The organism is Propionicimonas paludicola (assembly GCF_002563675.1).
GTDB lineage: Bacteria > Actinomycetota > Actinomycetes > Propionibacteriales > Propionibacteriaceae > Propionicimonas > Propionicimonas paludicola.
Genome location: NZ_PDJC01000001.1, coordinates 1,167,924 through 1,193,766, shown reverse-complemented (window position 1 = coordinate 1,193,766; position 25,843 = coordinate 1,167,924). Strand labels below are relative to the sequence as shown.

Genomic DNA, 25,843 nt, shown 5'->3' with positions numbered 1-25,843 from the left:
TGATCTGAGCGGGCGGCATGCCCGCAGTACGACGATCCCGGGGGGTCGGCCCAGTGGCCGGCTCCCCGGCTTAGTTCTTGGGCTGAATGCTCAGCTGCCGGCCGCGCGACGCAGCCGGTGCAGCACCCGAGGCGGCCCGGCGCAGGCTGAGCAACCCGGCGTCCGCGTTCAGGTGGTGCGGCGCAGCGTAGGTGATCTCCACCTCGGCGAAGTCGCCCGGACGCGGACGCAGCTCCGGCTCCTCCGGCACTCGGACGTGGACCAGCCGGTTGTCCTTGGCCCGGCCCGACATCCGGGCCGTGGCTTCGTCCTTGCGTCCCTCACCCTCGGCGAACATGACCTCGACCGTCTGGCCGACCAGCGCACGGTTCTCCGCCCAGCTGATCTCGCCGACCAGCTCGACCAGCCGCTCGTAGCGCTCCTGGACCACCTCGCGCGGCACCTGATCGGGCATGGTCGCCGCAGGCGTGCCGGGGCGGATCGAGTACTGGAAGGTGAACGCCGCGGCGAAGCGGGAGGCGCGGACCACGTCCAGGGTCGCCTGGAAGTCCTCCTCTGTCTCGCCCGGGAAGCCGACGATGATGTCGGTGGTGATGGCCGCGGCGGGCATGGCCGCGCGCACTCGATCCAGGATGCCCAGGAACTTCTCGCTGCGGTAGGAGCGGCGCATGGCCTTCAGCACCCGGTCCGAGCCGGACTGCAGCGGCATGTGCAGCGATGGCATCACATTCGGGGTCTCGGCCATTGCCGCGATCACGTCGTCGGTGAAGGCGGCCGGATGCGGGGAGGTGAACCGGACCCGCTCCAGGCCGTCCACCTCGCCACAGGCGCGTAGCAGCTTGGCGAACGCGCCCCGGTCGCCGAACTCGACGCCGTAGCTGTTCACGTTCTGGCCGAGCAGGGTGATCTCCTGGACCCCCTCGGCGACCAGCGTCTGGATCTCGGCCAGGATGTCGCCGGGACGCCGGTCGGTCTCCTTGCCGCGCAGCGCCGGGACGATGCAGAAGGTGCAGGTGTTGTTGCAGCCCACACTGATCGACACCCAGGCTGCGTAGGCGGAGTCACGGCGGGTCGGCAGGGTGGACGGGAACCGCTCCAGCGACTCCAGGATCTCCACCTGGGCCTCCTGCTGCACCCGGGCCCGCTCCAGCAGCACCGGCAGCGAGCCGAGGTTGTGGGTGCCGAAGACGACGTCCACCCACGGCGCCTTGTCGACCACGATCTGCCGGTCCTTCTGGGCCATACAGCCGCCGACGGCGATCTGCATCCCCGGATGGGCACCCTTCACCGGCGCCAGGTGACCGAGGTTGCCGTAGAGCCGGTTGTCGGCGTTCTCCCGGACCGCGCAGGTGTTGAACACCACCACGTCGGCCTGGCTGCCCGGCTCTGCGGCCACATAGCCGGCTTCCTCCAGGACGCCCTGGATCCGCTCGGAGTCGTGGACGTTCATTTGGCAGCCATAGGTGACCACCTCGTAGGTACGCATGGGCGCAGACTTTACCCGGCGTTGACCGGACGTCGGGCCAGCGCCGTGGCCCGCGACTCCCGCACCACGGTCACCCGGATGTTGCCCGGGTAGGTGAGTTGCAGCTCGACCTGCTTGGCGATGTCCTTGGCGATGGCCGCGGCTTCGGCGTCGCTGACCTGCTCGGGGGCGACCATCACCCGGATCTCCCGGCCGGCCTGCATGGCGAAGACCTTCTGGACGCCGCGATGCGCGCCGGCCAGCTCCTCCAGCTTGGCCAGCCGCTTCACGTAGAGCTCGACGCTCTCCCGGCGGGCGCCCGGGCGGCTGCCGCTGATGGCGTCGGCGGCCTGGGTGAGGATCGCCTCGACGGTGCGTGGCTCGACCTCGTTGTGGTGCGCCTCGATGGCGTGGACGATGTCGGGGTGCTCCCCGGCCCGACGGGCCAGCGCCGCCCCGGCCAGCGCATGGGAGCCCGGCTCCTGATGGCTCAGCCCCTTGCCGATGTCGTGCAGGAACGCGGCCCGGCGGCAGGTTGCCTCGTCCAGGCCGAGCTCGGCGGCCAGCAGGCCGGCGATGTGGCCACACTCGATCAGGTGCCGCAGCACGTTCTGGCCGTAGGAGGTGCGGAACTGCAGCGAGCCGAGCACTGGCAGCAGTTCGGGCGACAGGTCGGTGATCCCCATCTCGAGGACGGCGTCCTCGGCGGCCCGCAGGCTCGCCTGGCTGAGCCGCTCGCGACTGCGCTCGTGGGCCTCCTCGATCCGGGCCGGGTGAATCCGGCCGTCCTCGATCAGCTCGACCAGGGTGAGCCGAGCGGTCTCCCGGCGGACCGGGTCGAAGCAGGACAGCAGGACGCTCTCCGGATTGTCGTCGATCAGCAGGTTCACCCCGGTGATCTGTTCGAACGATCGGATGTTGCGGCCTTCACGGCCGATCAGGCGGCCCTTCATCTCCTCACTGGGCAGGGCCACGGCAGTCACCACCGACTCCGAGGTCTGCTCGGCGGCCAGCCGCTGCACGGCCGTGGTGATCAGGGCACGTGCCTTGGTCTCCGCGCCCTGCTTGGCTTCCGCCTCGATCTCCCGCGCCTGCTGGGCGGCCTGGAGTCGGGCCTCACGCTCGGCTGCAGCCAACACCTCGGCGCGGGCCTCAGCTTGGGTCAGCCCGGCCACGTCGACCAGTGCCTGCTCACGAGCGGCCAGCAGGTGTTCGACCTGGTCGGCACGGGCGTGTAGGGCCGACTCGGCCTGCGCCAATGCGGCCTTCGCCTCGCTCAGTTCGGCCTGAGCCGCAGTCAGGTCATGCTCACGCAGTTCGAGGGCCGCCTCTCGGCGCTCCACCGACTGACGCAGCGACTCTGCCGCGGTCGATGCGCCACGGCCGACCCCGGCCTGTCGCATCACCAGGGCGAGTCCGACCACCAGCAGCACCACCGAGACCGCCAGCACGGTGACCACAGTGAGCAGAAGTGGGATGTCCACGGCCTCTCCCTTCCCGAATCAGGGAACGGCGAATCGCCCGCACCTTGCACGCAGAACCTCACCGCAGGAAGGCATCAGGCCTTCTGGGTAGGTCAAATCTTGGGGTATCAGTCCCCGGATCGATGTCAGCAGCCAAGAGTGGCGCTCGCGCGTCCACAGGCAGGCTAAACCTCTAGCTCGCCGCCGTCCAGCACGTCCAGGTCGGCCAGAACCTCGCGCGCCACTTGGGCCACCACCGAACTCGGGAAGCCGCGGCGGGCCAGCGCACCAGTCAAGCGGCGATAGCGAACCTGGGGCTCGAGCCGGGCCAAGCTGACCGCCTTACGCTCGGCATAGGCCCGGGCCACCGCGTAGTCCTGATCGGAGTCGAGCTCGGCCACTGCGTCCTGGATGATCTCCCGATCCACACCCTTCTCACCCAGCTCGGCCATCAATGCGCGCCGGCTGCGCTGGCGTCGGCCACCGGCGGCCAACCAGTCCCTGGCGAAGGCCGCGTCGTCGATCAGACCGACCTCAGTCAGCCGGTCCAGCACCTGCTCGGCGGTCGCCTCCGGGACGCCCTTGCGGGCCAGTGCCTTGGCCAACTCCTGCCGGCTGCGGGCTCGCACCGTGAGTTGCCGCAGGGCAATCTCACGGGCCACCGCCAGTGGATCAGCGGCCTGATCGACGGCCGTAGGGCTGTCCTCAGGCTGTTCGCTGAGCACCCGTCCGGCCGGCGTTCTGGCACTCATCGGATCAGAACTCCACCTCGCCGGTCACCGGGTCGATGCCCTCGGGGACTCCGGCTGGCGCAGCCCCCACACCCAGGTGGGCCAGGATCCGCTTCTCGATCTCGTCGGCCACCGCCGGGTTGTTCTTCAGGTAGGTGCGCGCGTTCTCCTTGCCCTGGCCGAGCTGATCGGCCTCGTAGGTGAACCAGGCTCCGGCCTTGCGAATGATCCCGGTGTCGACACCCAGGTCGATCAGGCTGCCTTCGCGGCTGATCCCCTGGCCGTAGATGATGTCGAACTCGGCCTGCTTGAACGGGGGCGCCACCTTGTTCTTGACGACCTTGACCCGGGTCCGGTTGCCGACCATCTCGGCGCCGTCCTTCAGGGTCTCGATCCGGCGCACGTCCAGCCGCACCGAGGAGTAGAACTTCAGCGCGCGGCCACCGGTGGTGGTCTCCGGCGAGCCGAACATCACGCCGATCTTCTCGCGTAGCTGGTTGATGAAGATGGCCGTGGTGTTCGCTCCGGAGAGCGCACCGGTCATCTTGCGCAGCGCCTGGCTCATCAGCCGGGCCTGCAGGCCGACGTGGCTGTCGCCCATCTCGCCCTCGATCTCAGCACGCGGGGTCAGCGCGGCCACCGAGTCGATCACGATCAGGGCCAGCGCCCCGGACCGGACCAGCGTGTCAGCGATCTCCAGGGCCTGCTCGCCGTTGTCCGGCTGGCTGACCAGGAGCGCATCGGTGTCCACGCCCAGCTTCCCGGCGTAATCCGGGTCGAGGGCGTGCTCAGCGTCGATGAAGGCGCAGATGCCGCCGCCCGCCTGGGCGTTGGCGATCGCGTGCAGAGCCACCGTGGTCTTACCGCTGGACTCCGGGCCGTAGATCTCGACCACTCGCCCCCGCGGCAGGCCGCCGATGCCCAGCGCCACGTCCAAAGCGATCGACCCGGTGGGGATCACCTCGATCGGCAGCCTGGTCTCGTCGCCCAGGCGCATCACCGAGCCCTTGCCGTGCGCCTTCTCGATCTGCGCCAACGCCGCAGCCAGCGCCTTTTCCCGGTCCGCAATCGCCATGTCGGCGTCCTTCCTAAGATCTTCTCGTACAGTTCGCCATCACTGTAGGGACGGTCGCTGACACTTCTTCAGGCGCAGATGGGCTTGTGGAAATCTCCGGTCCGGCCTGCGTGTCATCCACAGCCTAGGCGAACAGGTGTTCGAAATCATGCGACACACCGAAATCGATCAGCGCTCGCTGTCAGGAAGCTCCAATGCAGCCCACGCAGCCAGCCAGATCCGGCGGCACGGAAGCCCGGCCGCCAATGCTTGAGAGACGGTTCGGTGCTCCAGCTGCCCGATCACCACGGTGTCGGCCCAAGCCAGGGAATAGGTGGCTCCCAGATGGTGAGCCAGCTTGCCGCGAAGCTCGCCCTCGCGCATACCTCAGGCCGCGTAAACGCGCGGGCCGGCCGGCCGCAGCTGAGTGACGTTGTCGGCCGCGTGCTCGTCGAGGCGATCGGAGACCGAACGGAGCACCTCCGCCAGCGGGACGTCCAGTGCCGAGCAGACCGCGTTCAGGAGCTCCGAAGACGCTTCCTTCTGGCCACGCTCGATCTCGGACAGGTAGCCGAGGCTGACCCTGGCCCGCCCGGACACCTCGCGCAAAGTGAGCTTCGACCCGGTACGCACCTCGCGCAGGGTCTCGCCGAGCAACTCCCGCATCAGCAGCGGGCGCTCACGCACATCATGGGCCATAGTCCGACTCTACCTGTCCCCGGAAGTCCCCCCGGTCAGCTGATACAACGCCACGCGGTAGTCGTGATGTTCCTCAACTACAACTCCAGTCTTTGCCCAGCGCCTGCCCGGCCAGCCAGGACAGTGCGGCGTCCACCGTTGCCGCGCGCACCTGGGACCGGTCGCCGTCCAGCTGCAGGTGACGACTGATCACCCCGGACGGCCCGGCCAATCCGATCCAGACCGTGCCCGGCGGCTGCCCGGCCTGACTGGTGGGCCCGGCCACGCCCGTGACAGACAGTCCCCAGGTGGCTCCCGTGGAATCACGCACGCCCACGGCGAGCGCTTCGGCCGTGCTGCCGGCCACCGGCCCGTCCCGCTCCAGGATGGCGTCCGGAACACCACCCAGCCGAGCTTTGAGGGCCGTCTGATAGACGATCACTCCGCCCAGATAGACCGCAGAGGCGCCGGGCACTTCGGTGAGGGTTGCCCCAATCAGTCCCCCGGTCAGCGACTCGGCGGTGGCCACGGTCTGGCCGGACGCGCTGAGTCCGGCCACCAGTGCCTCGACCCGGGGATCAGGCAGAGTCATCGCGATCTCGGCCGGCTTGGGCCGCAGCCCGCAGCCGGAGCGCGTCGAACACGTACATCACCCCAGTGACCACGGTGAGCACGAAGGCGGCACCCATCACCAGCCAGCCCAGCCAGAACCAGAACGGCCAGACGGCCTCAGTGGACCAGATGTTGTAGGGCAGGAACATCAGCAGGGCGATCGACTGCAGCAGCGTCTTCAGCTTTCCGCCGGCCGCAGCGGCCATCACCTCGTAGCGCAGCATGATCACGCGCATCCAGGTGATGCCCCACTCCCGGACCAGGATCACGATGGTGACCCACCAGGGGAGCTCGCCCAGGATGCTCAGACTGATGAAGGCCGCACCGGTGAGGGCCTTGTCCGCGATCGGGTCCCAGATCTTGCCGAAGTCGCTGATCAGGTTGTGCTTGCGGGCCAGCCGTCCGTCGAAGTAGTCGGTCAGGATGGCCACGCCGAAAGCCAGGGTGGCCGCCAACCGCCAACTCAGGCTGGACGCATCGATGAACAGCAGCGTCACGAAGACGGGTACGAGGATCAGCCGGAGCACGGTCAGGGCGTTCGGCAGGTTTGCTGGCACGCCGCGAGTCGGCGTTTCCTGGGTCATCAGTCCTCCAAGTCGGCGACCAGATCGACGCCGTCGGTGCCGGTGACCCTACCCCAGACCAGGTCCCCCGAGCCGACGCCCACCAGCTGGCCGAGACTGACGTGACCGTCGGTCTCGGGACCCTGATGCGCGGCCCGTCCGAACCAGCCGTCGGTGCTGTCCCTGCCCTCCAGCAGAATCTGCACCCGCTCGCCGATCCGGTCCTCGGCCCGCTGCGCCGACACCTCGTCCACCAGGGAGGAGAGCCGGTCCACCCGCTCGGAGATCAGCTCCGGCGACAACTTCCCGCCCAGCCCGGACGCCTCGGTGCCCTCTTCGTCGGAGTAGCCGAAGACGCCGACGGCGTCCAGATTGGCCGCGGCGATGAACTCACACAGGATTTCGAAGTCCTCGGCGGTCTCGCCGGGGAAGCCCACGATCACATTGCTGCGGATGCCGGCCTGCGGGCGTCCGTCGCGGATCCGTTCGATCAGGTCAAGGAAAGACTCCGGATCGCCGAACCGGCGCATCCGCCGCAGCACCGGCGGCGAGGCGTGCTGGAAGGGCAGATCGAAGTACGGCACCACGCCAGGCAGGGTGATCATGGCCTCGAGCAGCGACGGACGCACTTCGGCCGGCTGCAGGTACGAGACTCGCAGCCAGTCGATCGGCACCGCACCGACCATCTCGGTGAGCAGAGTCTCCAGATTGGAGCCCAGATCCTTGCCGTAGCCGGTCGAGTTCTCGCTGACCAGGACGAGCTCGCGGACGCCCTCGCCGACCAGCCACTCGGCCTCGGCCACCACTTCGGCGATCGGCCGGGACAGATACGACCCGCGGAAGGCGGGGATCGCGCAGAAAGTGCAGCGCCGGTCGCAGCCTGAGGCGATCTTCAGCGGAGCACTGGGGGCCGTGCTGAGCCGCTTGCGGATCGGCCGCGGCCCGCTGGCCGGTGCCGTCCCGTCCGGCAGGCTGAGATGCCCGGGCACGGTGACCTGTCCGCTGCGGGCCTGCCGGGCAGCCGGCGCCAACGGCAGCAGGGAGCGGCGATCCCGAGGCTGATGACTGGCCGGACGTCCGCCGGCCAGGATGAACCGCAGCCGGTCGGCGATATCGGGATAGTCGTCGAAGCCGAGCACCGCGTCCGCCTCGGGCAGCGCCTGGGCCAGTTCGGCACCGTAGCGCTCTGCCAGGCAGCCGACGGCTACCACGGCCTTCTTCGGGCCACCGAGATCGGCCGCGTCGAGGATGGTGTCGATCGAGTCCTTCTTGGCGGCCTCGATGAAGCCGCAGGTGTTCACCACGATCGCCGAAGCGGCCCGTGGGTCATCGGTCAGTTCGAAGCCGTCCGCCGACAGTCGGCCGGCCAACTCTTCGGTATCTACGTCGTTTCGGGCACAGCCCAACCCGATCAGATGGACCGCGACTTTGCCGCCAGCTGATTCGCGCACTTCTACACGGTACCCGGCAAACCTCAGCCAAGGCGAAGTGAAGCCAGTACCTCGTCCAAATCATCGGGCTTGACCAGCACTTCGCGCGGCTTGGAGCCCTCCGACGGGCCGACCACTCCCCTGGTCTCCAGGATGTCCATCAGCCGTCCGGCCTTGGCGAAGCCGACCCGCAGCTTGCGCTGCAGCATCGAGGTGGAACCCAGTTGCAGGTTCACCACCAGCTGGGCGGCCTCCAGGACCAGCTCCAGGTCGTCGCCGATGTCCTCGGCCACGGCGCGGGATGTGTCGGCCACTGCGGTGACGTCCTCGCGGTACTGCGGGGGCAGCTGGTCGCTGACCTGCTTGACCACGGCCCGGATCTCGGCCTCGGTCACCCAGGCGCCCTGCACGCGCAACGGCTTGGACTGGCCCATCGGCAGGAACAGACCGTCGCCTTGGCCAACCAGCTTCTCCGCACCTGGGGTGTCCAGAATGACGCGGGAGTCGGTCATCGAGCTGGTGGCGAAGGCCAGCCGGGACGGGACGTTGGCCTTGATCAGGCCGGTCACCACGTCGGTGGACGGACGCTGGGTGGCCAGTACCAGGTGGATACCGGCAGCTCGGGCCAGCTGAGTGATCCGGACGATCGAGTCCTCCACGTCGCGGGGGGCCACCATCATCAAGTCGGCCAACTCGTCCACGATCACCAGCAGGTACGGGTAGGGCGCCAGCACGCGCTCCGAGCCCGGCGGCAGCTTCACCTGGTTGGCCCGGACGGCCTTGTTGAAGTCGTCGACGTGCCGGAAGCCGAAGGCGGCCAGATCGTCGTAGCGGGCATCCATCTCGCGGACCACCCACTGCAGCGCCTCTGCGGCCTTCTTCGGGTTGGTGATGATCGGCGTGACCAGGTGCGGGATGCCCTCATAGTGAGTCAGTTCGACTCGCTTGGGGTCAACCAGCATCATCCGGACCTCGTCCGGGGTGGACCGCATCAGGATCGAGGTGATCATCGAATTCACGAAGCTGGACTTGCCCGAGCCGGTGGCACCGGCCACCAGCAGGTGCGGCATCTTCGCCAGGTTGGCCACGACGTAGCCGCCCTCGACGTCCTTGCCCAGGCCGACGGTCAGCGGATGGTGATCGCCCCGGGCTCGCGGCGAGCGCAGCACGTCGCCCAGCGAGACGATCTCCTTGTCGGCATTGGGGATCTCGATGCCGATCGCCGACTTGCCGGGGATCGGCGACAGGATCCGGACGTCGGCGGACGCGACCGCGTAGGCGATGTTCTTGCCCAGTGCGGTGACCTTCTCGACCTTCACGGCATTGCCGAGCTCCACCTCGTAGCGGGTGACCGTCGGGCCGCGGGTGTAGCCGGTGACGGTGGCGTCGATCTCGAACTGGCGCAGCACCTCGGTCAGGCTCTGCACGATCTGCTCGTTGGCGGTGGTCCGAGCCTTGGGGACGGTGCCGGCCCGCAGCACCGACGGGTCGGGCAGCACATAGGCCACGTCCCCGCTGATCGGCGGCTGCTCGGCGCGCAGCGGCCCCGGCGACATCACCGGAGCCTCCAGCGGCGGCCGGGGCGTCTTCTTCGGGCTGGGCAGATCAGCCGGGGTGAAGGCCACGGTGGCCTCGTCCTCCGGTGCGATCGGCTCCTCCTCGGCCACCAGGGGCGTGTCGAAAGCCCGGTGGCTGGTCCCGTACTCGATCTCCGGCTTGGCCGGACGCTTCAGCTTGGCGCGCCACTCGCCGAGCAGGCGCGGCACGTCGCCGATCGGGATTCCGGCGATCACCAAGATCCCGAAGCCGGCCAGGATCACCAGCAGCGGCACGGCCAGCCACACGGTGAGCAAGTCGACGGTGAACGAGGAGGAGATGAAACCCAGGTAGCCGCCGGCCTCACGGACCAGCTCCGGATGCCCACCGCGGGGTAGGCCACGGGCGATGTGCAGGACGCCGAGCACTCCGAAGGTGGCCGCGATCCAGCCCACCGCTTGGCGGCCGGCATTGCCGTGTCGCTCCGGATGTCGCCAGGTGCGCCACGCCACGCCCAGGGCCAGCACCGGCAGCACGTAGGCGGCCGAACCGACCGGCGTTGCCGCTGCGATCTGGATCCACTCACCGACCGGCGCCGGCAGGCCGAACCAGAACTGCGCCGCCACGATCCCACCGGCCAGCGTCAGGAACAGTCCGGCACCGTCGTGACGCTGCTCGGGAGCCAGGTCCTTGACGGCGGGCGGAACCGCCCGGACCACAGTGCCCAGTCCGGTCGCGAGTCCACGCCACACGGCGGCCAGGCCACGTCCGACAGCAGAGAAGAACTTGGACACACCAGAGGGCCCCTGGGGGGCCGGGGGCTTCTTCTTGCTTCCACTGGCTCGGGATCCGCTGGGCCGCGCTGATGCGCTGCTGCGGCTCCGCGAGGGGGAAGACGCGCGGGTCGCCATGTCGCCAACCTAAGCCACGATGGTTGTCAACGCCTGGAGTCCACGCCGGGAGCGGCTCACCTGGCCGGCCCGAAGTGCTGCCAGCCGGCCGCCTCGACGTCGGGGACGGCACCGTCCACCAGCACCTGCGCTGGACCGTCGTTGACCCGTCCGATCACCGTCCACCCGCTGGGCACCCGGCCGGGCGGAAAGCTGCCGACCAGGGCATGGTCCTCTCCCCCGGTCAGCTGGTAGATCAGCGGGTTGCCTCCGCCCAAGGCCGCGGCCACGGCTTGCTGCGGCTCGGCGATCTCGAAGCGGGAGCTGTCCAGGTCGATCTGCACCTGCGAGGCGGCCGCGATGTGACCCAGATCGGCCAGCAGTCCGTCGGAGACGTCGATCAGGCAGTGGGCACCGGCCTGTGCGGCCACCACGCCCTGGCCGTAGGGCGGCTCGGGGACGCGTTGAGCGACCACCACAGCCCGTGGCGAGCGGAAGCCGCGGCTCAGCACGGCCAGCCCGGCCGCGGCCCAGCCCAGCCGTCCGCAGAAGGCCACGTCATCGCCCGGCTGCGCACCCGCCCGGCGCAGCGGCTCGCGCCCGGCCAGGTCGGCCAGCACGGTCACGGTGATCACGATCTGCTCGGCGCGGGTCAGATCGCCGCCGACCAGAGACACCCCGGCGTTGTCGCACTCGGCGCGGACGCCGGCGGCGAAGTCGCTGAACCACTCGACCTCGAGCTCGCCGGGCACCGACAGGCTGACCACCACTCCGACTCCGGTGGCCCCCATGGCCTCGGCGTCGGCCACGCAGGCCGCCACCGACTTACGTCCGACGTCGTGGGCCGAAGACCAGTCCCGGCGGAAGTGGACGTTCTCGACCATGGTGTCGGTGGACACAGCCAGGTCGCCGCGCAACCGCAGCACGGCGGCGTCATCACCGGCGCCGAGCACCACCTGCTCACCACGGCCGAGGCCGGCAGTAATCAGGTCGATGAGTTCGAACTCGCCGAGGTCGGCGACCCGGCGTCCGCTCATCGCAGGCCGAGCGGACGGCGCAGCGCCAGCTCCAGCAGCGTGCCGATCAGCTCCGAGTAGGACAGCCCGGCCTCGGCCCACATCATCGGGAACATCGAGGTCCGGGTGAAGCCGGGCATGGTGTTCAGCTCGTTCACCCAGGCCTTGCCGTCGGCATCCAGGAACAGGTCGACCCGGGCCAGGCCCTCGACGTCCATGGCCACGAAAGTGCGCCGGGCCAGGTCGCGCAGCTGATCGGCGACGGCCGGGTCGAGCTTGGCCGGGACGTCCAGACGGACCTGGTCCTCGGGGAGGTACTTGGCGTCGAAGTCGTAGAAGGCCGACGCACCGTGCATGACGATCTCGCCGGGCTGGCTGACCTTCGGCTGGCGGTCCGGGTCGCCCAGGACGGCGCACTCGATCTCGCGGACGCCGGTGAAGCCCTGCTCGATGACCACCTTCGGGTCCAGCGCGCGAGCGGCCTCGATGGCCGGAATCAGCTGCTCGATCGCATCGACCTGGCTGATTCCCAGGCTCGAGCCGCCGCGGGCCGGCTTCACGAACAGCGGATAGCTCAGCTCGGCGATCCGGGCCAGGCAGCCGGCCTGGTCATGGGTCCACTCCGAGGGGGTGATCGCCACCCAGGGCCCGACCGGCAGCCCGGCGGCCGCCATTGAGCGCTTCATCAGGTCCTTGTCCATGCCGATGGCGCTGGCCGCCACTCCGGCACCGACATAGCGGACCCCGAGCATCTCGAACAGGCCCTGGATGGTGCCGTCCTCGCCGTACGGGCCGTGCAGCAGCGCGAAGGCCACGTCGAAGGGCTCCAGGTCGGTGAGCCGGTCCTCGACCCGAGTGGCGATGGCCGCACCGCCGTCCACCGGCACCAGCAGCGCGGCCGGACGGTCCTCAGCCACCTGCGGCAGGTGGCCGTCCTTGACCTCGAAGCCGATCAACTCGTCGGTGGGGATCCGCACCCAGGCGCCGTCGGTGGTGATTCCCACACCGATCACCTGGTAGCGCTCGGCATCAATGGCCCGCGCCACACTGCCCGCGGTCAGACAGCTCACCGGGTGTTCGGGGCTGACTCCACCGAAGACCAGAGCCACTCGAGTTCGCTGTGGATGTCCGGTCATCAGTTCCTGCCTCCCTGGTCGGACTTCCACCCTAGCGGGCGTCCAGGCGAGGGACTCGCCGGCCCACCCGGATGTCGTAGACGTCGGCCGGAGCCGTTTCGTGCCGCAGCTGGGCGACCAGTTCGGTGACCGCTGCCATGATCCGGGCGCCGGCCTGCGCCTCGGCTTCTGCATCGGTGCGACCCTGCAGATCGCTGAGATCCACCGGGGCTCCGGACCGGAAGGAAACCGTCCGCCGCGGACGCAGCTTCGGCCAGCCGGGGTGCTTGCCCGGCATCACCAGGTTGGCTCCCCACTGGCCCACCGGGATCACCGGGGCTCCGCTGGCCAGCGCCAGCCGGGCCGCGCCCGGACGCGGGGTCATCGGCCAGGTCTCCGGGTCGGCGGTGACCGTCCCCTCGGGGTAGATCACCACGCATTCGCCCTGCTCCAGCGCCTCCCGGGCGTGCACGAGGGCGTCCTTGGCCCGCTCAGTGCCGCGCTCCACCGGAATCTGTCCGGTGGCCCGGGCCAGGCGGCCGATGATCGGCACCTGCCACAGGTCGGCCTTCCCCAGGGCACGCGGCCAGCGTCCGTTCCAGACCAGGTAGTGGGCCAGATTGGGCGGATCGAAGTAGGAGATGTGGTTCGACACCACGATCACACCGCCGGTGGCCGGCAGGTTCGCGGCGTCGTCCCAGTCCCGATCGACCATCAGCCGCAGCAGCCAGCCGGCGAACCGGACCAGTCGACGGTAGGTCGGCTGGACCGGAGTCGAGTTGGCGATCCGCAGGGGAACCCGCGCCGGATCAGAGGTGATCGGCAGCGGCTGCGGGCGATGGTCGTCGGTCGAGGTCACCCCGCGATCTTGGCAGGCAAGGTCTTGGGTAGCCAAGCCGGACGGCGCGCCTCGTAGGCGGCGATCTTGTCGGCGTGGGTCAAGGTGATCCCGATATCGTCCAGACCTTCCAGCAGGCGATGCCGGGTGTAGTCGTCGATGGTGAACTCAAAGGTGCTCTCACCAGCGGTGATGGTCTTGGCCACCAGGTCGACGCTGAACTCGGTCCCCGGAGTGGCCTCGGCGATGGCCCACAGCTGCTCGACCACGTCCTGGCTGACGCTGGCGATGACCAGGCCGGCCTTGCCGGAGTTCGAGCGGAAGATGTCGCCGAACCGGGAGCCGATGATCACCCGGAAGCCGTAGTTCTGCAGGGCCCAGACCGCGTGCTCGCGGGACGAGCCGGTGCCGAAGTCGGGTCCGGCCACCAGGATCGAACCCTGGGTGTAGGCCGGCTGGTTCAGCACGAAGTCAGGGTCGTTGCGCCAGGCGGCGAACAGGCCGTCCTCGAAGCCGGTCCGGGTGACCCGCTTCAGGTAGACCGCAGGGATGATCTGGTCGGTATCGACGTTGCTGCGGCGCAGCGGCACCGCGATCCCGGTGTGGGAACTGAACTTGTCCATTTCTCTTCCTTACAGATCGGCCGGGGAGCTCAGGGTGCCGCGGATCGCAGTGGCGGCGGCAACCGCGGGCGAGACCAGGTGGGTGCGACCGCCCTTGCCCTGGCGGCCTTCGAAGTTGCGATTGGAGGTGGACGCCGAGCGCTCGCCCGGTGCCAGCTGGTCGGGGTTCATGCCCAGGCACATCGAGCAGCCGGCCTCCCGCCATTCGGCGCCGGCTTCGGTGAAGACCTTGTCCAGGCCCTCGCTCATGGCTTGCAGCCGGACCCGAGCCGAGCCCGGGACGACCAGCATCCGCAGTCCGTCGGCGATCTTGTGTCCCTTGATCACCGAGGCGGCCAGCCGCAGGTCCTCGATCCGGCCGTTGGTGCACGAGCCCAGGAAGACGGTGTCCACCCGGACCTCGCGCATCGGCGTTCCGGCGGTCAGCCCCATGTACTCCAGCGCCCGCTCGGCCGCGGACCGGTCGACCGGGTCGTCGAAGTCGGCGGGACTGGGCACAGCAGCGCCCAGCGGGACGCCCTGGCCCGGGTTGGTGCCCCAGGTGACGAACGGGGTCAGCGCGGACGCGTCGATGTCGACCTCACGGTCGAAGACGGCGTCCTCATCGGTGTACAGCGTGCTCCAGGCGGCCACTGCGGCGTCCCAGTCGGCACCCTCGGGGGCGTGCGGACGTCCCTTGAGGTAGGCGAAGGTGGTCTCGTCCGGCGCGATCATGCCGGCCTTGGCTCCCCACTCGATGCTCATATTGCAGATGGTCATCCGGCCCTCCATGGAGAGGTTGCGGATGGTGTCGCCGCGATACTCCACGACGTAGCCCTGGCCACCGCCGGTGCCGACCTTGGCGATCAGCGCCAGCACGATGTCCTTGGCGGTAACGCCGTCAGCCAGGGTGCCGTTGATGTTGACCGCCATTGTCTTGGGACGGGCCTGCTGCAGGGTCTGGGTGGCCAGCACATGCTCGACCTCGGAGGTGCCGATGCCGAAGGCCAGCGCGCCGAAGGCGCCATGGGTGGAGGTGTGCGAGTCGCCGCAGACGACGGTCAGCCCGGGCTGGGTCAGGCCCAGCTGCGGCCCGATGATGTGCACCACGCCCTGGTCGAGATCACCGAGGCTGTGGATCCGCACGCCGAACTCGGCGGCATTGGCGCGCAGGGTGTCCACCTGCAGCTTGGAGACCGGATCGGCGATCGGCGCCAGGATGTTCACGGTCGGGGTGTTGTGGTCCTCCGTGGCCATGGTCAGGTCAGTGCGGCGCACCGACCGTCCGGCCAGCCGGAGGCCGTCGAAGGCCTGGGGGCTGGTGACTTCATGCACCAGATGCAGGTCGATGTACAGCAGGTCGGGCTCTCCGTCCGCTGTACGGACGACGTGGTTCTCCCATACCTTGTCACTCAGGGTCTTGCCCATCGGATCTCCATTGCTTCGTGAGCCGTTTGTTTGCGTCTCAAACAGCGTAGCGCTTGCATATCAGGATCCGAGACGGCAGTCTTAGTACATGGACAACTCGAGTGGCGTCGGCGTTCTCGACAAGGCGGCTCTGGTTCTGACGGCTCTGGAACAGGGCCCGACGACACTGGCCGGCTTGGTGACCGCGACCGGCTTGGCCCGTCCGACTGCGCACCGCCTGGCGGTCGCCCTCGAACACCACCGTCTCGTCAGCCGCGATCTGCAGGGACGCTTTGTACTGGGTCCGCGGCTGACCGAACTGGCCTCCGCGGCTGGCGAGGATCGGCTGCTAGCGACGGCCGGCCCGGTGCTGGCACGCCTGCGGGACATCACCGGCGAGTCGGCGCAGCTGTTCCGCCGCCAAGGCGACATGAGGGTCTGTGCGGCGGCAGCAGAACGTCCGTCCGGCCTGCGAGACACCATTCCCGTGGGTACGCAGCTCACCATGGGGGCCGGCTCGGCCGCACAGGTGCTGCTGGCCTGGGAGGATCCCGAGCGGATCCAGCGCGGCCTGCAGAGCTCGTCGTTCTCGGCAGTGGCTCTGGCCACCGTCCGGCGCCGCGGTTGGGCTCAGTCGGTCGCCGAGCGCGAGCCGGGGGTTGCCTCGGTCTCGGCCCCGGTCCGCTCTCCCAGCGGCAAGGTGATTGCCGCGGTCAGCGTCTCCGGCCCGATCGAGCGGCTCTCCCGCCAGCCCGGACGACTGCACGCCCCGGCCGTGATCGCGGCCGCAGAGCGGCTCTCCGAGGTGCTGCGCCGCAACGGCGGCGAGGGCTGAGTCTCAACCCTTTCGGTGACTCACAGGTCGTCGCGCTCGTTCGGATACGAGCGGCGGCGCGCCTGACCGACCATGGCCAGGCCGAGGACGATCGCTAACGCGCCGGCGCCCATGCAGATGTAGCCGGTCAGAGCCAGATTGACTCCGGGCACGGCATCCCGGACGGCGAAGCCGAGCACGGCACCGATGGCGAGCAGAGCGATTCCGGTTCCCACGGTGGTGGACATAGACGACTCCTGTCGTTGAGCTGTCCCTCTGATACCCGTCCGTGGGCCGCGCGAAACCGGTGCTCAGCTCAGGTTCAACCAGTAGCCGTGCGGATGCCCCTGGCCGATCACCCGGTCCTCCCGGACGCCTTCCACCCAGGTCACCACGCGTAGTGCGGTCAGCTCCGAGCCGGCCACTGCGGCCGGCCAGTCGAGCTCGGGCGTCGCGGCCGGCGACTCGTAGCTGACCCACGACAGCGGACGGTGACCGGCCCAGGCAGCCAGGGCCCGGACGAAGTCTGATCGGCGCTGTGGCGGCAGGTAGTTCAGCACCCAGGACGTGGTGACCACCGGATGCCCGTCGCCGAGTTCGCCCAGGGCGGCGGGCAGGTCGTCGACCGCATCACCGTCTCCCACCACAGGGTGCAGCCGTCGGGCCATCCCGAGCGCCGCCTGCAGCCGCTCACGCCGGTCGGCCTGGTCCGGCCACACGCAGGCCAGCAGCCAGCGCAGCTGATGCGGGTCCTCGACATCGATCGGTTCCCGGTCCAGGCCACGCCGCGACACCAGCAGCGGTGGCCGCTCCGGCAGCGTGATCGCCGCACCGCGCAGCTGGCAGTCGAGCTCGACCGATCCGGTGCCGATCACGACGTCCCCGTAGCGGTAGCGGTACTGATCGCTGAGCAGGTTCAGGCCCGCGCTGGCGCCGACGTCCAGCTGAGCCAGGCCGCCGAACCGCTGCTCGACCGCGGCCAGGCCCAGGATCAGCGGCGCGCAACGGCCGATCTCATTGGTCTGTGGAGTGCGACTGCGGACCAGCTCGACCAGCTCGGCCCGGCGCCGGACGCAGAACTCACGCAGGGCCTGGGTCGGGTGATCGAGCCTCGGTTCGACGGTCAGGTTCGGGTACCAGGCGGCCAGCGGCTCGTCCGGATCTGCCAGCAGCAGGTACTGGATGGCCGCGAACAACGTCACCGGGATCCGGTTCGTCGGTGGCGCCTCGGCCAGGATCGTGACCGCCTCGTCCAGCTCGCTGAGTTCCATGGCCAGCCGGGCGTACAGCGGGGCTCGTGATCCCGCGACCTGGACGAAGTCACGCAGGTCCTGGCGCAGCTGCGCCGATCCGTCCGGTCCAGTCATGGGTCGATCATGGCCCCTGCCGGAGGGGATCGAGTGATCGCTGGGCAAAACTGAGCCTGCGCCGAGACGCCGCGCCAGCCCTCAAACCCGGTGGTCCGGGTGCGCTGCGATAGCGTAGGACGACCGCGCTACCACGAAGGAGGGACGGCGTTGCCGCAGATCATCCCGGTCGCCGTACTGCTCCAAATCATCGGCTCATTCTTCTTCGCCTACTCGGCCTACCTGCAGGACAAAGTCGTGGTGGCCGAGGTCGCCGAGAGCGACAACCAGCATCGGCTCGACTTCGCCACCTTGTGGGTGAGCATCCGCTCGCCGCGGTGGTTGCTCGGGCTGGCTCTGATGGGGCTGTCCCTGGTCTGTCAGATCACCGCGCTGAGTTTCGCGCCGGTCTCGATCGTCCAGCCGGTCGGGGTGCTCGCCTTTCCGTGGTCGATGATCATCCAGTCCCGAGCCCACAAGGTGCCGATCGGCGCCCAGGCCCGGCTGGCCGTAATCGTCACGGTCGCAGCAATCTTCGGCTTCATCAGCATCGGCGGCTTCAATGCCGCTCCCGAGGCCCGGCTCAGCGAAGTCGGAGTGCTGATCGGCGCCCTGGTCGCCTATCTCTGCGCGGCCGCGCTGGGCACTCTGGGTGCCCGCGGCGCCCGGCAGTGGCGTTGCCTGTTCTGGGCCTCCGGCGGCGCCGTCTTCTACGGCCTGGAAGCGTCCCTGGTGAAGTCGTTGATGGAGTTCGCCAAGGCGTCCAGCTGGGTGAACTCGGCGGTCTTCTGGGCCACTCTCGTCGCGCTCGTGATCGGCAGTGCCACGGCGGCCTGGATGGTGCAGCAGGGCTATGCCACCGGGCCGGCTGAACTCGTGGTGGCCTCGATGACGATCACTTCACCGGTGGTGGCCGTGCTGTTCGGGATCGCCGTGCTCGGCGAGGGCGCTCAACTGGGACCGGTCACTGCTACCTGCATGATCCTGCTGGGCATGATCGCCATCGGCGGAGTGATCCGGCTGGCCACCCTGCACCCGCAGTTCGAGGACGCGGCCGCACCCGCCGATCAGGACCTCCCCGCGAGCTAGGGCCTCAGCTGAACCGGTAGAGCCGCTGAGCCAGCCGGTACAGCCGCACCGACAGCCGCCGTCCGGTCGAGCTGGACAGGTTCGAAGCCAGCACCAGCGGGTGGCGTCCCAGCCGCTTGGCCATCTTCACGTCCTTGGCGTACAGATTGGCCCACATCTGGCGGCGCATCTCCAGCGCCTCGTCATCAGCGCGGATCACCGCGAACATCGAGGACGCCGCGATGATCAGGGCCAGGAAGCCCTCCATGTAGCGGGCCAGCCGCTTGCTGGGAATCTCGTCGGGCAGCACGTAGGCATCGACCAGCGCCTTGGTGACCCGCATCTGCTGATCGAGCCGACCCAGCTGCACCGGCTCGTTGACCGACTGGTCCTCGCGCCCGATGAAGTAGCGATACAAGTTCACCGGCAGGTAGTGCAGGGTCTTCACGTACGGCAGCGGGACGTAGACGAAGATGTTGTCGACGTAGAAGGTGTGCTTGGGCAACTCCAGGCCGCTGTCGCGCAGCACCTGGGTGCGATAGATCGCCGAGTGCATCAGGATGTTCTGGCCGGGGCCGAAGATGCCGACCTCATCCCAGGAGATGATCTTGTTCGTGGGCAGCGCCCGCCGGTAGTGGATCACTCGCTGTGAGCCGGTCTGGATGTGCTCGTAGACGTAGTTGCAGACCACCAGGTCGACCAGGTTGTCGCCGGCGATGAAGCCGCGCAGCTTGGCCATCAGCAGATCGCGGGAGGTGTGGTCCAGCCAGTCATCGGAGTCGACGACCTTGAAGTAGATCCCGGTGGCCGCTCGCAGCCCGGCCATCACGGCGCCACCGTGACCGGCGTTCTCCTGGTGAATGACCTTGATCACGTCCGGATGGGCCTCGGCCCACTCGTCCGCCTTCTCCGGGGTGTCGTCCTTGGTCGAGCCGTCATCGACGATGATGATCTCCACATCGCGCCCGCCGCCGAGAATCGACTCGATGCAGGCGTCCATGTAGGCGGCTGAGTTGTAGCAGGGGATGACGAAGGTGATCGTCTTGGGCCGCTTGGTCCTCACGTGGCTTCCTCCGGCGACCGGCCCGCGGGTACGCAGACCAAGGTCACGTCCATGTTGTAGTGGCGATACTCGGCCGACTTCGGCGAGAACCTCGAACGAGCCAAGTGTGCCAGGGTTTGCCGCCGATTCGCTGGCAGCCGGGCGGCCGATCCGGGCAATCGCTGCGTCCGCGCCTGGGACGAGGCCGCAGCGCGGGCCAGGATTCGATTCACTATGGGGGAATCAGGAAGGAAGTCATGTCCCAGCCGCTCCCCCAGCTTCGTCCCGCGGTCGCCGCGCTGCCCAGCTACATCGCCGGACGCCGCTCGTCCAGCGACAACACCGCGCCGTTGGCCTCCAACGAGAGCCACTTCGCGCCGCTACCCGCCGTCTTGGCAGCGATCACCCAGACCGGCAACCGGGCCAACCGGTACCCGGACATGTTCTCCAGCGAGCTGACCCAGCGGGTCGCCGAGTGGCTGGGTGTCGGGCCCGACCAGCTGGCCTTCGGTCCGGGCAGCGTCGGCGTCCTGGCCCAGCTGATCGGGGCATTGTGCGATCCGGGCGACGAGGTGATCTTCGCCTGGCGCTCTTTCGAGGCCTATCCGATCCTGACCAACCTGGCCGGGGCGGTTCCGGTGACCGTCCCTCTCACCGCGGACGAGCGGCACGACCTGCCGGCCATGCTGGCGGCCATCGGTGATCGCACCAAGGTGGTGCTGCTCTGCTCGCCGAACAACCCGACCGGGACCTCGATCGGCGAGGCCGAGCTGATCGACTTCCTCAACCAGGTGCCGGCCGGCGTACTGGTGGTGCTGGACGAGGCCTATCGCGAGTTCGGCCCGGCGGACGCCCTGAACCCGGTCACCTTGCTGTCCCGCTATCCGAACCTGTGCCTGCTGCGCACCTTCTCCAAGGCCTACGGGCTGGCCGGGCTCCGGGTCGGCTACGCCGTGGCCCAGCCCGAGCTCGCCGACGGCCTGCGCAAGACCCAGGTGCCGTTCTCGGTGAGCGCGGTGGCCGAAGCTGCCGCCGTGGCCGCTCTGAGCTCGCTGGACGAGGTCGCCCGCCGCTCGGCCGAGGTGGTTGCCGAGCGGGAGCGGGTGATCGCCGCCGCTCGTGAGCTCGGCTGGACGGTGCCCGACAGCGCGGCCAACTTCTTCTGGCTGCGCGCCGATGACGCCCACCGGACGGCGCTGGTGGAGGCCTTCGACGCCGCCGAGATCCTGGTCCGCGGCTACCCGGTGGACGGAGTCCGGATCACCATCGCCGATCCCGCCAGCAATGACCGAGTACTGGCCGTCCTGGCTGCGCATCCGGAGCTGCGCCCGTGATCGGATCCGGGCCGAGCGAGGCAGAAGCCGACCAGCGGCACACTCCGATCGAGGATGCGTTCGGGCTGCTCAGCGGCACTTTCCTGGCCTCGCTCGGGCTGTACCTGCTGCACACCAGCGGCGCGGTCACCGGCGGCACGGCCGGGCTGTCGCTGCTGCTCAGCTATGCCACCGGCTGGTCGTTCGGGCTGATCTACTTCGTGATCAACCTGCCCTTCCTGGTGCTGGCCGTGCGCCGCAAGGGCTGGCAGTTCACGCTGCGCACCCTGGTCTCGATCGGCGCGGTTTCGGCGTTCGCCTACCTGCATCCGCTGATGCTGCCCGGGCTCCGGGTGGACCCGGTCTATGCCTGCCTGGTGGGCAATCTGCTGGCCGGGGTGGGCATGCTGATCCTGTTCCGGCATCGGTCCAGCCTGGGTGGCTTCAACACCGTGGCCCTGCTCGCTCAGGAGCATCTGGGCTGGTCGGCCGGCTACGTCCAGTTGGCCTTCGACGCCACAGTCATCGTCTGCTCGCTGACCATCGTGGCCTGGCCGACTGTGCTGCTGTCGACGGCCGGTGCCGCCGTGCTCAGCGTGGTGCTGGCGCTGAACCATCGCCCTGGTCGCTATCTGGGCTACTGAGTCCGGAAACGACAGATCCCGTCCCAGGCCTGGGACGGGATCTGCCATACGTAGCCCCGAGGGGATTCGAACCCCCGCTACCGCCTTGAGAGGGCGGCGTGCTAGGCCGCTACACAACGGGGCCAAGCTCGGTGAAGACTAACCTAACTGCATCCAGCTCAGCGAATCATCACTGCGCTGGGGTACTAGGACTCGAACCTAGACTGACGGAACCAGAATCCGGCGGGCTGCCAATTACCCCATACCCCACTGTCCACTCACATGGACTCGCTGACCCCGAAGGGCCAGCGAGGGATCACTTTACTGGATGGGTAGCTGGGCCACCAAACCGGCCCCTCGGAGTGGTCCTGGCGAGCCTCATTCGGTCCGCCAGACGCACTGCCACTACGGCGAACAGTGCATATCCAAGGAGGTTCCAGCCCAGCTCGAGCCAGCCGATCTCGCCCGGATGCCGGGCCTGGAACATGGTCCCCGACAGCGTCGCGTAGCCGAAGGCGATCAGGTTGTTCACCACGTGCGCAGCGATGGCCGCCTCCAGCCCGCCGGTGCGCATGACCAGCCAGCCGGCCAGCAGTCCGAAGGTGAACGGGTGCAGGAACCCGGCCAGGCCCTGGTTCTGGGTGTGCAGGATCGCGAACAGCAGCGCCGAGCCGATCACGCCGAACCAGCGCTGGTAGCCGCGGGCCAGCCACAGCGCCACCCGGCCGGCCCCCTCGCCGGCGGCGTCAGCGGACAACAGCGGACGATTGAGGTTGGGGGCTGCCGAGTAGAGCGCCTGCAGCAGATACCCCCGGAACAGGTACTCTTCGGCCGCGGCCTGCAGCGGCGCGGTAAGCAGGATCGCGGCCAGGAAAGCCCACATCGGCTGCTGAGGAGCGAACTGCCAGGGCTGGCCCAGCCGGGACAGCAGCCACACCCCACCGATCACGACCAGTGCGGCCAGGCCGGCCACGAAGGTGTAGCGCCAGCGGAAGCCGGGTTGGACCGAGTTGAGCCAGCGCGGGTGGAATCGGTGGACGAACAAGACCATGGCGCAGGCCAGCGGAATGGCCATGGCCAGGCCGAGGTGGCCGGCCACGATCCCCAGCGGATCGCTGAAACCGCCGACTGCCGAGGTGTAGTAGTCCAAGAAGGTCCCCGGCGATCCGGACGCCGTCCAGAACAGCCAGGCCAGCCCGCCGGTGACCAGCGCAGCCAGCCACAGGAAACCCAACACAGAGAGCATGCCGCCGCCGACGCCCAGAGCGAGCGCGCGCAGCGGCGTCCGGGACGGGTCGTCGACGACCAGCACCCCGGGGTACTCCACCCCCGGACGCGGCTCGTAGCGGACGAACCGGCTGAGCCAGCCCGACCTCTCCTGCGCCACGCTCATTCCTCGGCCACCACCGGGTTCGACAAGGTGCCGATCCCGGAGATGCTGACCGCGACCGTGTCGCCCGGCTCCATCGGACCCACCCCAGCCGGTGTCCCGGTGAGCAGGACGTCACCGGGCAACAAGGTGGTGAAAGCCGAGACCTGGGCGATCAGCTCGGCGATCGAGCGGACCATCTGGGAGGTGTTCCCCTGCTGACGGGGCTCGCCGTTCACGGTGGTGGAGATCTCCAGGCGTCCGGCCTCCTCCAGGCTCAGATGCGTAACGATCCACGGACCGATCGGGCAGAAGCTGTCGAAACCCTTGGCCCGGGTCCACTGACCGTCGCTGGCCTGCAGGTCCCGCGCGGTCACGTCATTGCCGATGGTGTAGCCGAAGATCACCTCGGCGGCCCGCTCCGGCGGCACTCGGCGACAGATCCGTCCGATCACCACGGCCAGTTCGCCCTCGTAATGCAGATCGCTGGTCTCGACGGGACGAATGATCGGCTCCCCCGGCCCGACCACCGCGGTGTTCGGCTTGCCGAACAGCAGCGGCGCCGTGGGCACCTGGTTGCCCAGTTCGGCGGCGTGCTCGGCGTAGTTGCGTCCAACCCCGATCACCTTGCTCCGCGGAATCACCGGTGCGACCAGCCGGACGTCGGCCAGGGCCAGCCGCTCTCCGGTGTAGCGCACCGGTCCGGCCAGCGGGTCGCCGGTGATCACCGAGATGGTCTCCGGGTTGGGTCCGTCATCTTCGGCCAGCTCAACCAGGCCGTACGCCGGTTCTGCTCCGGCCACGAATCGCGCAATACGCATGGCGTCACCCTAGAGCCGGGCTCACCGCCCACGCACGCGTCCGGGCTCGCCGAGACGTCCTGGGCGCGGCAACTGCCGCCCGAGCAGGCGAACCGGGCGCCCGGGACGCTAGGGTGCATCGGTGACTAGCGCAGCATTCGACGCAGTGGAACTGATCCGGCTCAAGCGTGACGGCGGCCGGTTGCCCGAGGCCGGAATCGACTGGCTGATCGACGCCTATACCCACGGCAGCGTCACCGATGAGCAGATGGCCGCAATGGCCATGGCGATCTTCTTCCGCGGGCTGAACCCCGACGAACTGAGCCGCTGGACCAACGCCATGATCGCCAGCGGCGAGCGGATGAGCTTTGCCCGCCTGAGCCGTCCGACCGTCGACAAGCACTCCACCGGCGGCGTCGGGGACAAGATCACTCTGCCGCTGGCCCCGCTGGTGGCCGCCTGCGGCGCGGCCGTCCCCCAGTTGAGCGGACGCGGCCTGGGCCACACCGGCGGCACCCTGGACAAGCTGGAAGCCATCCCCGGCTGGCGAGCCGCGCTGAGCAATGACGAGATGCTCGCCCAGCTCGAGGACGTCGGCGCGGTGATCTGCGCGGCCGGCTCCGGGCTGGCCCCGGCGGACAAGAAGCTTTACGCACTGCGGGACGTCACCGGCACGGTCGAGTCGATCCCGATGATCTCGGCCTCGATCATGAGCAAGAAGATCGCCGAGGGCACCGCCTCGCTGGTGCTGGACGTGAAGACCGGCGCCGGCGCCTTCATGAAGCGCCGCGAGGACTCCCAGGCGCTGGCCCGCACAATGGTCGAGATCGGCAAGGCCGCCGGAGTGCGCACAGTGGCCCTGATCACCGCCATGGACACCCCGCTGGGCCGCACGGCCGGCAACGGCCTGGAAGTGGCCGAGTCGGTCGAGATCCTGGCCGGCGGCGGCCCGTCCGATGTGCGCGAACTGACCTTGGCCCTGGCCACCGAGATGCTGGCCTGCGCCGGCATCGACGCCGACCCGGCCCAGGTGCTCGACTCCGGCAAGGCCATGGACACCTGGAAGGCCATGATCCGCGCCCAGGGCGGCGACCCGGACGCCCCGCTGCCGGTGGCCCGGCACACCGAGGTGATCCCAGCGGCCGCCGATGGTTACCTGACCAGGCTGGACGCCATGGCCGTCGGCCTGGCCGCATGGCGACTGGGTGCCGGACGGGCCAAGCAGGGCGATCCGGTGCAGGCCGCGGCCGGCGTCACCTGGCATGCCAGTGTCGGAGATCGGGTGAGTGCCGGCCAGCCGCTGTTCACGCTGCACACCGACACTCCGGAGCGGCTCGAGCGAGCCGTACAGGCGATCGCCGATGCCGCCGAGATCAGCGCCGAGCCGGTGGCTCGCGGCGACATCGTGCTGGAGCGGATCAGCTAGCCGCGACGGTCCAGGCGGCGCTGTTGGCGGGCCAGAGCCCGTTCGGACAGTGCCGCGCTGCCGCGCAGGGCACGCTGGCTGCGACGCAGTTCACCCCGAGTGCCATAGCGCACCTTGAGGTTGCCCATGGCCAGCGATCCGCGCAGCAGCAGGACCGGGCAACCGGGTGCGGGCTGGTTGGGCACCCGAATCTTGGCCGAGCCCATTCCGCCGCGCAGCCGGTCGGCATTGACCGCCCAGCCGTCGGGGACGATCAGCTTTACATTGCCCATGGCCCCACTGATCTCCACCTGGATCAGCGGTGCCGAGGCCTGCGCCTGCAGGAAGTTCAGCCGGACGTTGGCCGCCTTGGCCTGGACGTCCAGGTACGGCGGCACCACCCAGTTGCCGTCCCGACTCTGGTTCGACCAGCCGGCCGAGATCACCAGCGGATCGTCCTCGCGGTAGCCGGCCAGTGCATAGCCCTGCTGGGCCATCACCAGCGCCGACGTATCCCCGGCATCGAGGGCGGCCAACTGCGCGTCCAGGTTCGCCGGGTCGATCAGGCCCTGCTCGGCCAGGCTGCGCAAGCGCGCCCGGGCAGCGTCCCGGTCCATCGGTTCAAGGCTCATGACGACGAGCTTAGGCCAGCCCATCGCCGCC

Annotated in this window: 26 protein-coding genes and 2 tRNA genes; 5 read left to right on the top strand and 23 right to left on the bottom strand. The window is 69.0% G+C overall.

Translation table 11 applies throughout. The features are described 5' to 3' along the window. Positions 1–70: 70 nt before the first annotated feature. The 15 genes from miaB to leuC form a co-directional block, all read right to left on the bottom strand. Complete coding sequence (miaB, locus tag ATK74_RS05480; protein WP_098460092.1) at positions 71–1,486, bottom strand: tRNA (N6-isopentenyl adenosine(37)-C2)-methylthiotransferase MiaB; 1,416 nt, start codon at positions 1,484–1,486, stop codon at positions 71–73. 11 nt (positions 1,487–1,497) lie between these two features. Continuing rightward, the gene (gene rny / locus ATK74_RS05475; RefSeq protein WP_245840746.1) at positions 1,498–2,949 is read right to left on the bottom strand and encodes a ribonuclease Y; all 1,452 of its coding nucleotides are present in this window, start codon (positions 2,947–2,949) and stop codon (positions 1,498–1,500) included. A 164-nt stretch (positions 2,950–3,113) separates the two neighbouring features. After that, positions 3,114–3,680 carry a regulatory protein RecX gene (locus ATK74_RS05470; RefSeq protein WP_098460091.1) on the bottom strand — a complete coding sequence of 189 codons (567 nt, stop codon included), beginning with the start codon at positions 3,678–3,680 and terminating at the stop codon, positions 3,114–3,116. A 4-nt stretch (positions 3,681–3,684) separates the two neighbouring features. Continuing rightward, the gene (gene recA / locus ATK74_RS05465; RefSeq protein WP_098460090.1) at positions 3,685–4,734 is read right to left on the bottom strand and encodes a recombinase RecA; all 1,050 of its coding nucleotides are present in this window, start codon (positions 4,732–4,734) and stop codon (positions 3,685–3,687) included. Positions 4,735–4,902: 168 nt separating this feature from the next. Further along, the gene (locus ATK74_RS05460) at positions 4,903–5,097 is read right to left on the bottom strand and encodes a DUF3046 domain-containing protein (RefSeq protein ID WP_098460089.1); all 195 of its coding nucleotides are present in this window, start codon (positions 5,095–5,097) and stop codon (positions 4,903–4,905) included. Between the two features lie 3 nt (positions 5,098–5,100). Further along, positions 5,101–5,412 carry a helix-turn-helix domain-containing protein gene (locus ATK74_RS05455; protein ID WP_098460088.1) on the bottom strand — a complete coding sequence of 104 codons (312 nt, stop codon included), beginning with the start codon at positions 5,410–5,412 and terminating at the stop codon, positions 5,101–5,103. Between the two features lie 73 nt (positions 5,413–5,485). Continuing rightward, the gene (locus tag ATK74_RS05450) at positions 5,486–5,983 is read right to left on the bottom strand and encodes a CinA family protein (protein ID WP_098460087.1); all 498 of its coding nucleotides are present in this window, start codon (positions 5,981–5,983) and stop codon (positions 5,486–5,488) included. Beyond that, positions 5,970–6,587, bottom strand: a complete 618-nt coding sequence (gene pgsA, locus ATK74_RS05445) for a CDP-diacylglycerol--glycerol-3-phosphate 3-phosphatidyltransferase (protein ID WP_098460086.1) — start codon at positions 6,585–6,587, stop codon at positions 5,970–5,972. Before pgsA ends, ATK74_RS05450 begins: the two co-directional genes overlap by 14 nt. After that, the gene (gene rimO / locus ATK74_RS05440) at positions 6,587–8,017 is read right to left on the bottom strand and encodes a 30S ribosomal protein S12 methylthiotransferase RimO (RefSeq protein WP_098460085.1); all 1,431 of its coding nucleotides are present in this window, start codon (positions 8,015–8,017) and stop codon (positions 6,587–6,589) included. Before rimO ends, pgsA begins: the two co-directional genes overlap by 1 nt. Positions 8,018–8,040: 23 nt before the next feature. Next, entirely contained in the window at positions 8,041–10,443 is a 2,403-nt protein-coding gene (locus ATK74_RS05435; protein ID WP_098460084.1) for an FtsK/SpoIIIE family DNA translocase, read from the bottom strand. Between the two features lie 56 nt (positions 10,444–10,499). Then, entirely contained in the window at positions 10,500–11,459 is a 960-nt protein-coding gene (locus ATK74_RS05430) for a thiamine-phosphate kinase (protein WP_098460083.1), read from the bottom strand. Then, on the bottom strand, positions 11,456–12,574 hold the full coding sequence (locus tag ATK74_RS05425) for a D-alanine--D-alanine ligase family protein (protein WP_098460082.1): 1,119 nt from the start codon (positions 12,572–12,574) through the stop codon (positions 11,456–11,458). The genes ATK74_RS05430 and ATK74_RS05425 overlap by 4 nt, the downstream gene beginning before the upstream one ends. A 31-nt stretch (positions 12,575–12,605) precedes the next feature. Continuing rightward, a complete protein-coding gene (locus tag ATK74_RS05420; protein ID WP_098460081.1) occupies positions 12,606–13,412 on the bottom strand; it encodes a lysophospholipid acyltransferase family protein in 807 nt (268 codons plus the stop codon). Beyond that, positions 13,409–14,014 (bottom strand): 3-isopropylmalate dehydratase small subunit, encoded by a 606-nt coding sequence (gene leuD, locus ATK74_RS05415; RefSeq protein ID WP_098460080.1) that lies wholly within the window; start codon positions 14,012–14,014, stop codon positions 13,409–13,411. The genes ATK74_RS05420 and leuD overlap by 4 nt, the downstream gene beginning before the upstream one ends. A gap of 9 nt (positions 14,015–14,023) precedes the next feature. Next, on the bottom strand, positions 14,024–15,421 hold the full coding sequence (gene leuC, locus ATK74_RS05410) for a 3-isopropylmalate dehydratase large subunit (protein ID WP_098460079.1): 1,398 nt from the start codon (positions 15,419–15,421) through the stop codon (positions 14,024–14,026). 88 nt (positions 15,422–15,509) lie between these two features. On the opposite strand from leuC, the gene ATK74_RS05405 reads away from it, so the two are divergent. Continuing rightward, positions 15,510–16,235: an IclR family transcriptional regulator gene (locus ATK74_RS05405; protein WP_098460078.1), complete on the top strand. Its 726-nt coding sequence runs from the start codon at positions 15,510–15,512 to the stop codon at positions 16,233–16,235. 20 nt (positions 16,236–16,255) lie between these two features. Here ATK74_RS05405 and ATK74_RS05400 read toward each other — a convergent pair whose 3' ends face one another. Both ATK74_RS05400 and ATK74_RS05395 read right to left on the bottom strand, forming a co-directional pair. Continuing rightward, the gene (locus tag ATK74_RS05400) at positions 16,256–16,462 is read right to left on the bottom strand and encodes a DUF6458 family protein (protein ID WP_098460077.1); all 207 of its coding nucleotides are present in this window, start codon (positions 16,460–16,462) and stop codon (positions 16,256–16,258) included. A gap of 63 nt (positions 16,463–16,525) precedes the next feature. Continuing rightward, a complete protein-coding gene (locus ATK74_RS05395) occupies positions 16,526–17,581 on the bottom strand; it encodes a DUF2332 domain-containing protein (protein ID WP_098460076.1) in 1,056 nt (351 codons plus the stop codon). Positions 17,582–17,731: 150 nt separating this feature from the next. Here ATK74_RS05395 and ATK74_RS05390 point away from each other — a divergent pair, with 150 nt between their 5' ends. Then, on the top strand, positions 17,732–18,649 hold the full coding sequence (locus tag ATK74_RS05390; protein ID WP_098460075.1) for a DMT family transporter: 918 nt from the start codon (positions 17,732–17,734) through the stop codon (positions 18,647–18,649). 4 nt (positions 18,650–18,653) lie between these two features. Here the strand turns inward: ATK74_RS05390 and ATK74_RS05385 are convergent, their stop codons facing one another. After that, positions 18,654–19,691 (bottom strand): glycosyltransferase family 2 protein, encoded by a 1,038-nt coding sequence (locus ATK74_RS05385; protein WP_211283291.1) that lies wholly within the window; start codon positions 19,689–19,691, stop codon positions 18,654–18,656. A gap of 236 nt (positions 19,692–19,927) precedes the next feature. Here ATK74_RS05385 and hisC point away from each other — a divergent pair, with 236 nt between their 5' ends. Then, a complete protein-coding gene (gene hisC / locus ATK74_RS05380; RefSeq protein ID WP_098460074.1) occupies positions 19,928–21,004 on the top strand; it encodes a histidinol-phosphate transaminase in 1,077 nt (358 codons plus the stop codon). Further along, entirely contained in the window at positions 21,001–21,627 is a 627-nt protein-coding gene (locus tag ATK74_RS05375) for a YitT family protein (protein ID WP_098460073.1), read from the top strand. Before hisC ends, ATK74_RS05375 begins: the two co-directional genes overlap by 4 nt. 51 nt (positions 21,628–21,678) lie before the next feature. Here the strand turns inward: ATK74_RS05375 and ATK74_RS05370 are convergent. From ATK74_RS05370 to ATK74_RS05355, 4 genes are all read right to left on the bottom strand, one after another. Then, positions 21,679–21,751: transfer RNA gene (locus ATK74_RS05370), tRNA-Glu, on the bottom strand. Between the two features lie 53 nt (positions 21,752–21,804). Continuing rightward, positions 21,805–21,876 (bottom strand) — tRNA-Gln (locus ATK74_RS05365). A 46-nt stretch (positions 21,877–21,922) separates the two neighbouring features. Then, the gene (locus ATK74_RS05360; protein ID WP_169923744.1) at positions 21,923–22,993 is read right to left on the bottom strand and encodes a CPBP family intramembrane glutamic endopeptidase; all 1,071 of its coding nucleotides are present in this window, start codon (positions 22,991–22,993) and stop codon (positions 21,923–21,925) included. A gap of 2 nt (positions 22,994–22,995) precedes the next feature. Next, entirely contained in the window at positions 22,996–23,796 is an 801-nt protein-coding gene (locus tag ATK74_RS05355) for a fumarylacetoacetate hydrolase family protein (RefSeq protein WP_098460071.1), read from the bottom strand. Between the two features lie 121 nt (positions 23,797–23,917). On the opposite strand from ATK74_RS05355, the gene ATK74_RS05350 reads away from it, so the two are divergent. After that, entirely contained in the window at positions 23,918–25,201 is a 1,284-nt protein-coding gene (locus tag ATK74_RS05350; RefSeq protein ID WP_098460070.1) for a thymidine phosphorylase, read from the top strand. Here the strand turns inward: ATK74_RS05350 and ATK74_RS05345 are convergent. Then, complete coding sequence (locus ATK74_RS05345; RefSeq protein WP_143483571.1) at positions 25,198–25,812, bottom strand: hypothetical protein; 615 nt, start codon at positions 25,810–25,812, stop codon at positions 25,198–25,200. The two genes, ATK74_RS05350 and ATK74_RS05345, sit on opposite strands and share 4 nt — an antisense overlap. Between the last annotated feature and the right edge of the window lie 31 nt (positions 25,813–25,843).

Coding starts and splice junctions, on each gene's coding strand:
- miaB (WP_098460092.1), bottom strand. CDS start 1,486: ATGCGTACCTACGAGGTGGTCACCTATGGCTGCCAAATGAACGTCCAC.
- ATK74_RS05470 (WP_098460091.1), bottom strand. CDS start 3,680: ATGAGTGCCAGAACGCCGGCCGGACGGGTGCTCAGCGAACAGCCTGAG.
- recA (WP_098460090.1), bottom strand. CDS start 4,734: ATGGCGATTGCGGACCGGGAAAAGGCGCTGGCTGCGGCGTTGGCGCAG.
- ATK74_RS05460 (WP_098460089.1), bottom strand. CDS start 5,097: ATGCGCGAGGGCGAGCTTCGCGGCAAGCTGGCTCACCATCTGGGAGCC.
- ATK74_RS05455 (WP_098460088.1), bottom strand. CDS start 5,412: ATGGCCCATGATGTGCGTGAGCGCCCGCTGCTGATGCGGGAGTTGCTC.
- ATK74_RS05450 (WP_098460087.1), bottom strand. CDS start 5,983: ATGACTCTGCCTGATCCCCGGGTCGAGGCACTGGTGGCCGGACTCAGC.
- pgsA (WP_098460086.1), bottom strand. CDS start 6,587: ATGACCCAGGAAACGCCGACTCGCGGCGTGCCAGCAAACCTGCCGAAC.
- ATK74_RS05435 (WP_098460084.1), bottom strand. CDS start 10,443: ATGGCGACCCGCGCGTCTTCCCCCTCGCGGAGCCGCAGCAGCGCATCA.
- ATK74_RS05430 (WP_098460083.1), bottom strand. CDS start 11,459: ATGAGCGGACGCCGGGTCGCCGACCTCGGCGAGTTCGAACTCATCGAC.
- ATK74_RS05425 (WP_098460082.1), bottom strand. CDS start 12,574: ATGACCGGACATCCACAGCGAACTCGAGTGGCTCTGGTCTTCGGTGGA.
- leuD (WP_098460080.1), bottom strand. CDS start 14,014: ATGGACAAGTTCAGTTCCCACACCGGGATCGCGGTGCCGCTGCGCCGC.
- leuC (WP_098460079.1), bottom strand. CDS start 15,421: ATGGGCAAGACCCTGAGTGACAAGGTATGGGAGAACCACGTCGTCCGT.
- ATK74_RS05405 (WP_098460078.1), top strand. CDS start 15,510: ATGGACAACTCGAGTGGCGTCGGCGTTCTCGACAAGGCGGCTCTGGTT.
- ATK74_RS05400 (WP_098460077.1), bottom strand. CDS start 16,462: ATGTCCACCACCGTGGGAACCGGAATCGCTCTGCTCGCCATCGGTGCC.
- ATK74_RS05395 (WP_098460076.1), bottom strand. CDS start 17,581: ATGACTGGACCGGACGGATCGGCGCAGCTGCGCCAGGACCTGCGTGAC.
- hisC (WP_098460074.1), top strand. CDS start 19,928: ATGTCCCAGCCGCTCCCCCAGCTTCGTCCCGCGGTCGCCGCGCTGCCC.
- ATK74_RS05355 (WP_098460071.1), bottom strand. CDS start 23,796: ATGCGTATTGCGCGATTCGTGGCCGGAGCAGAACCGGCGTACGGCCTG.
- ATK74_RS05345 (WP_143483571.1), bottom strand. CDS start 25,812: ATGAGCCTTGAACCGATGGACCGGGACGCTGCCCGGGCGCGCTTGCGC.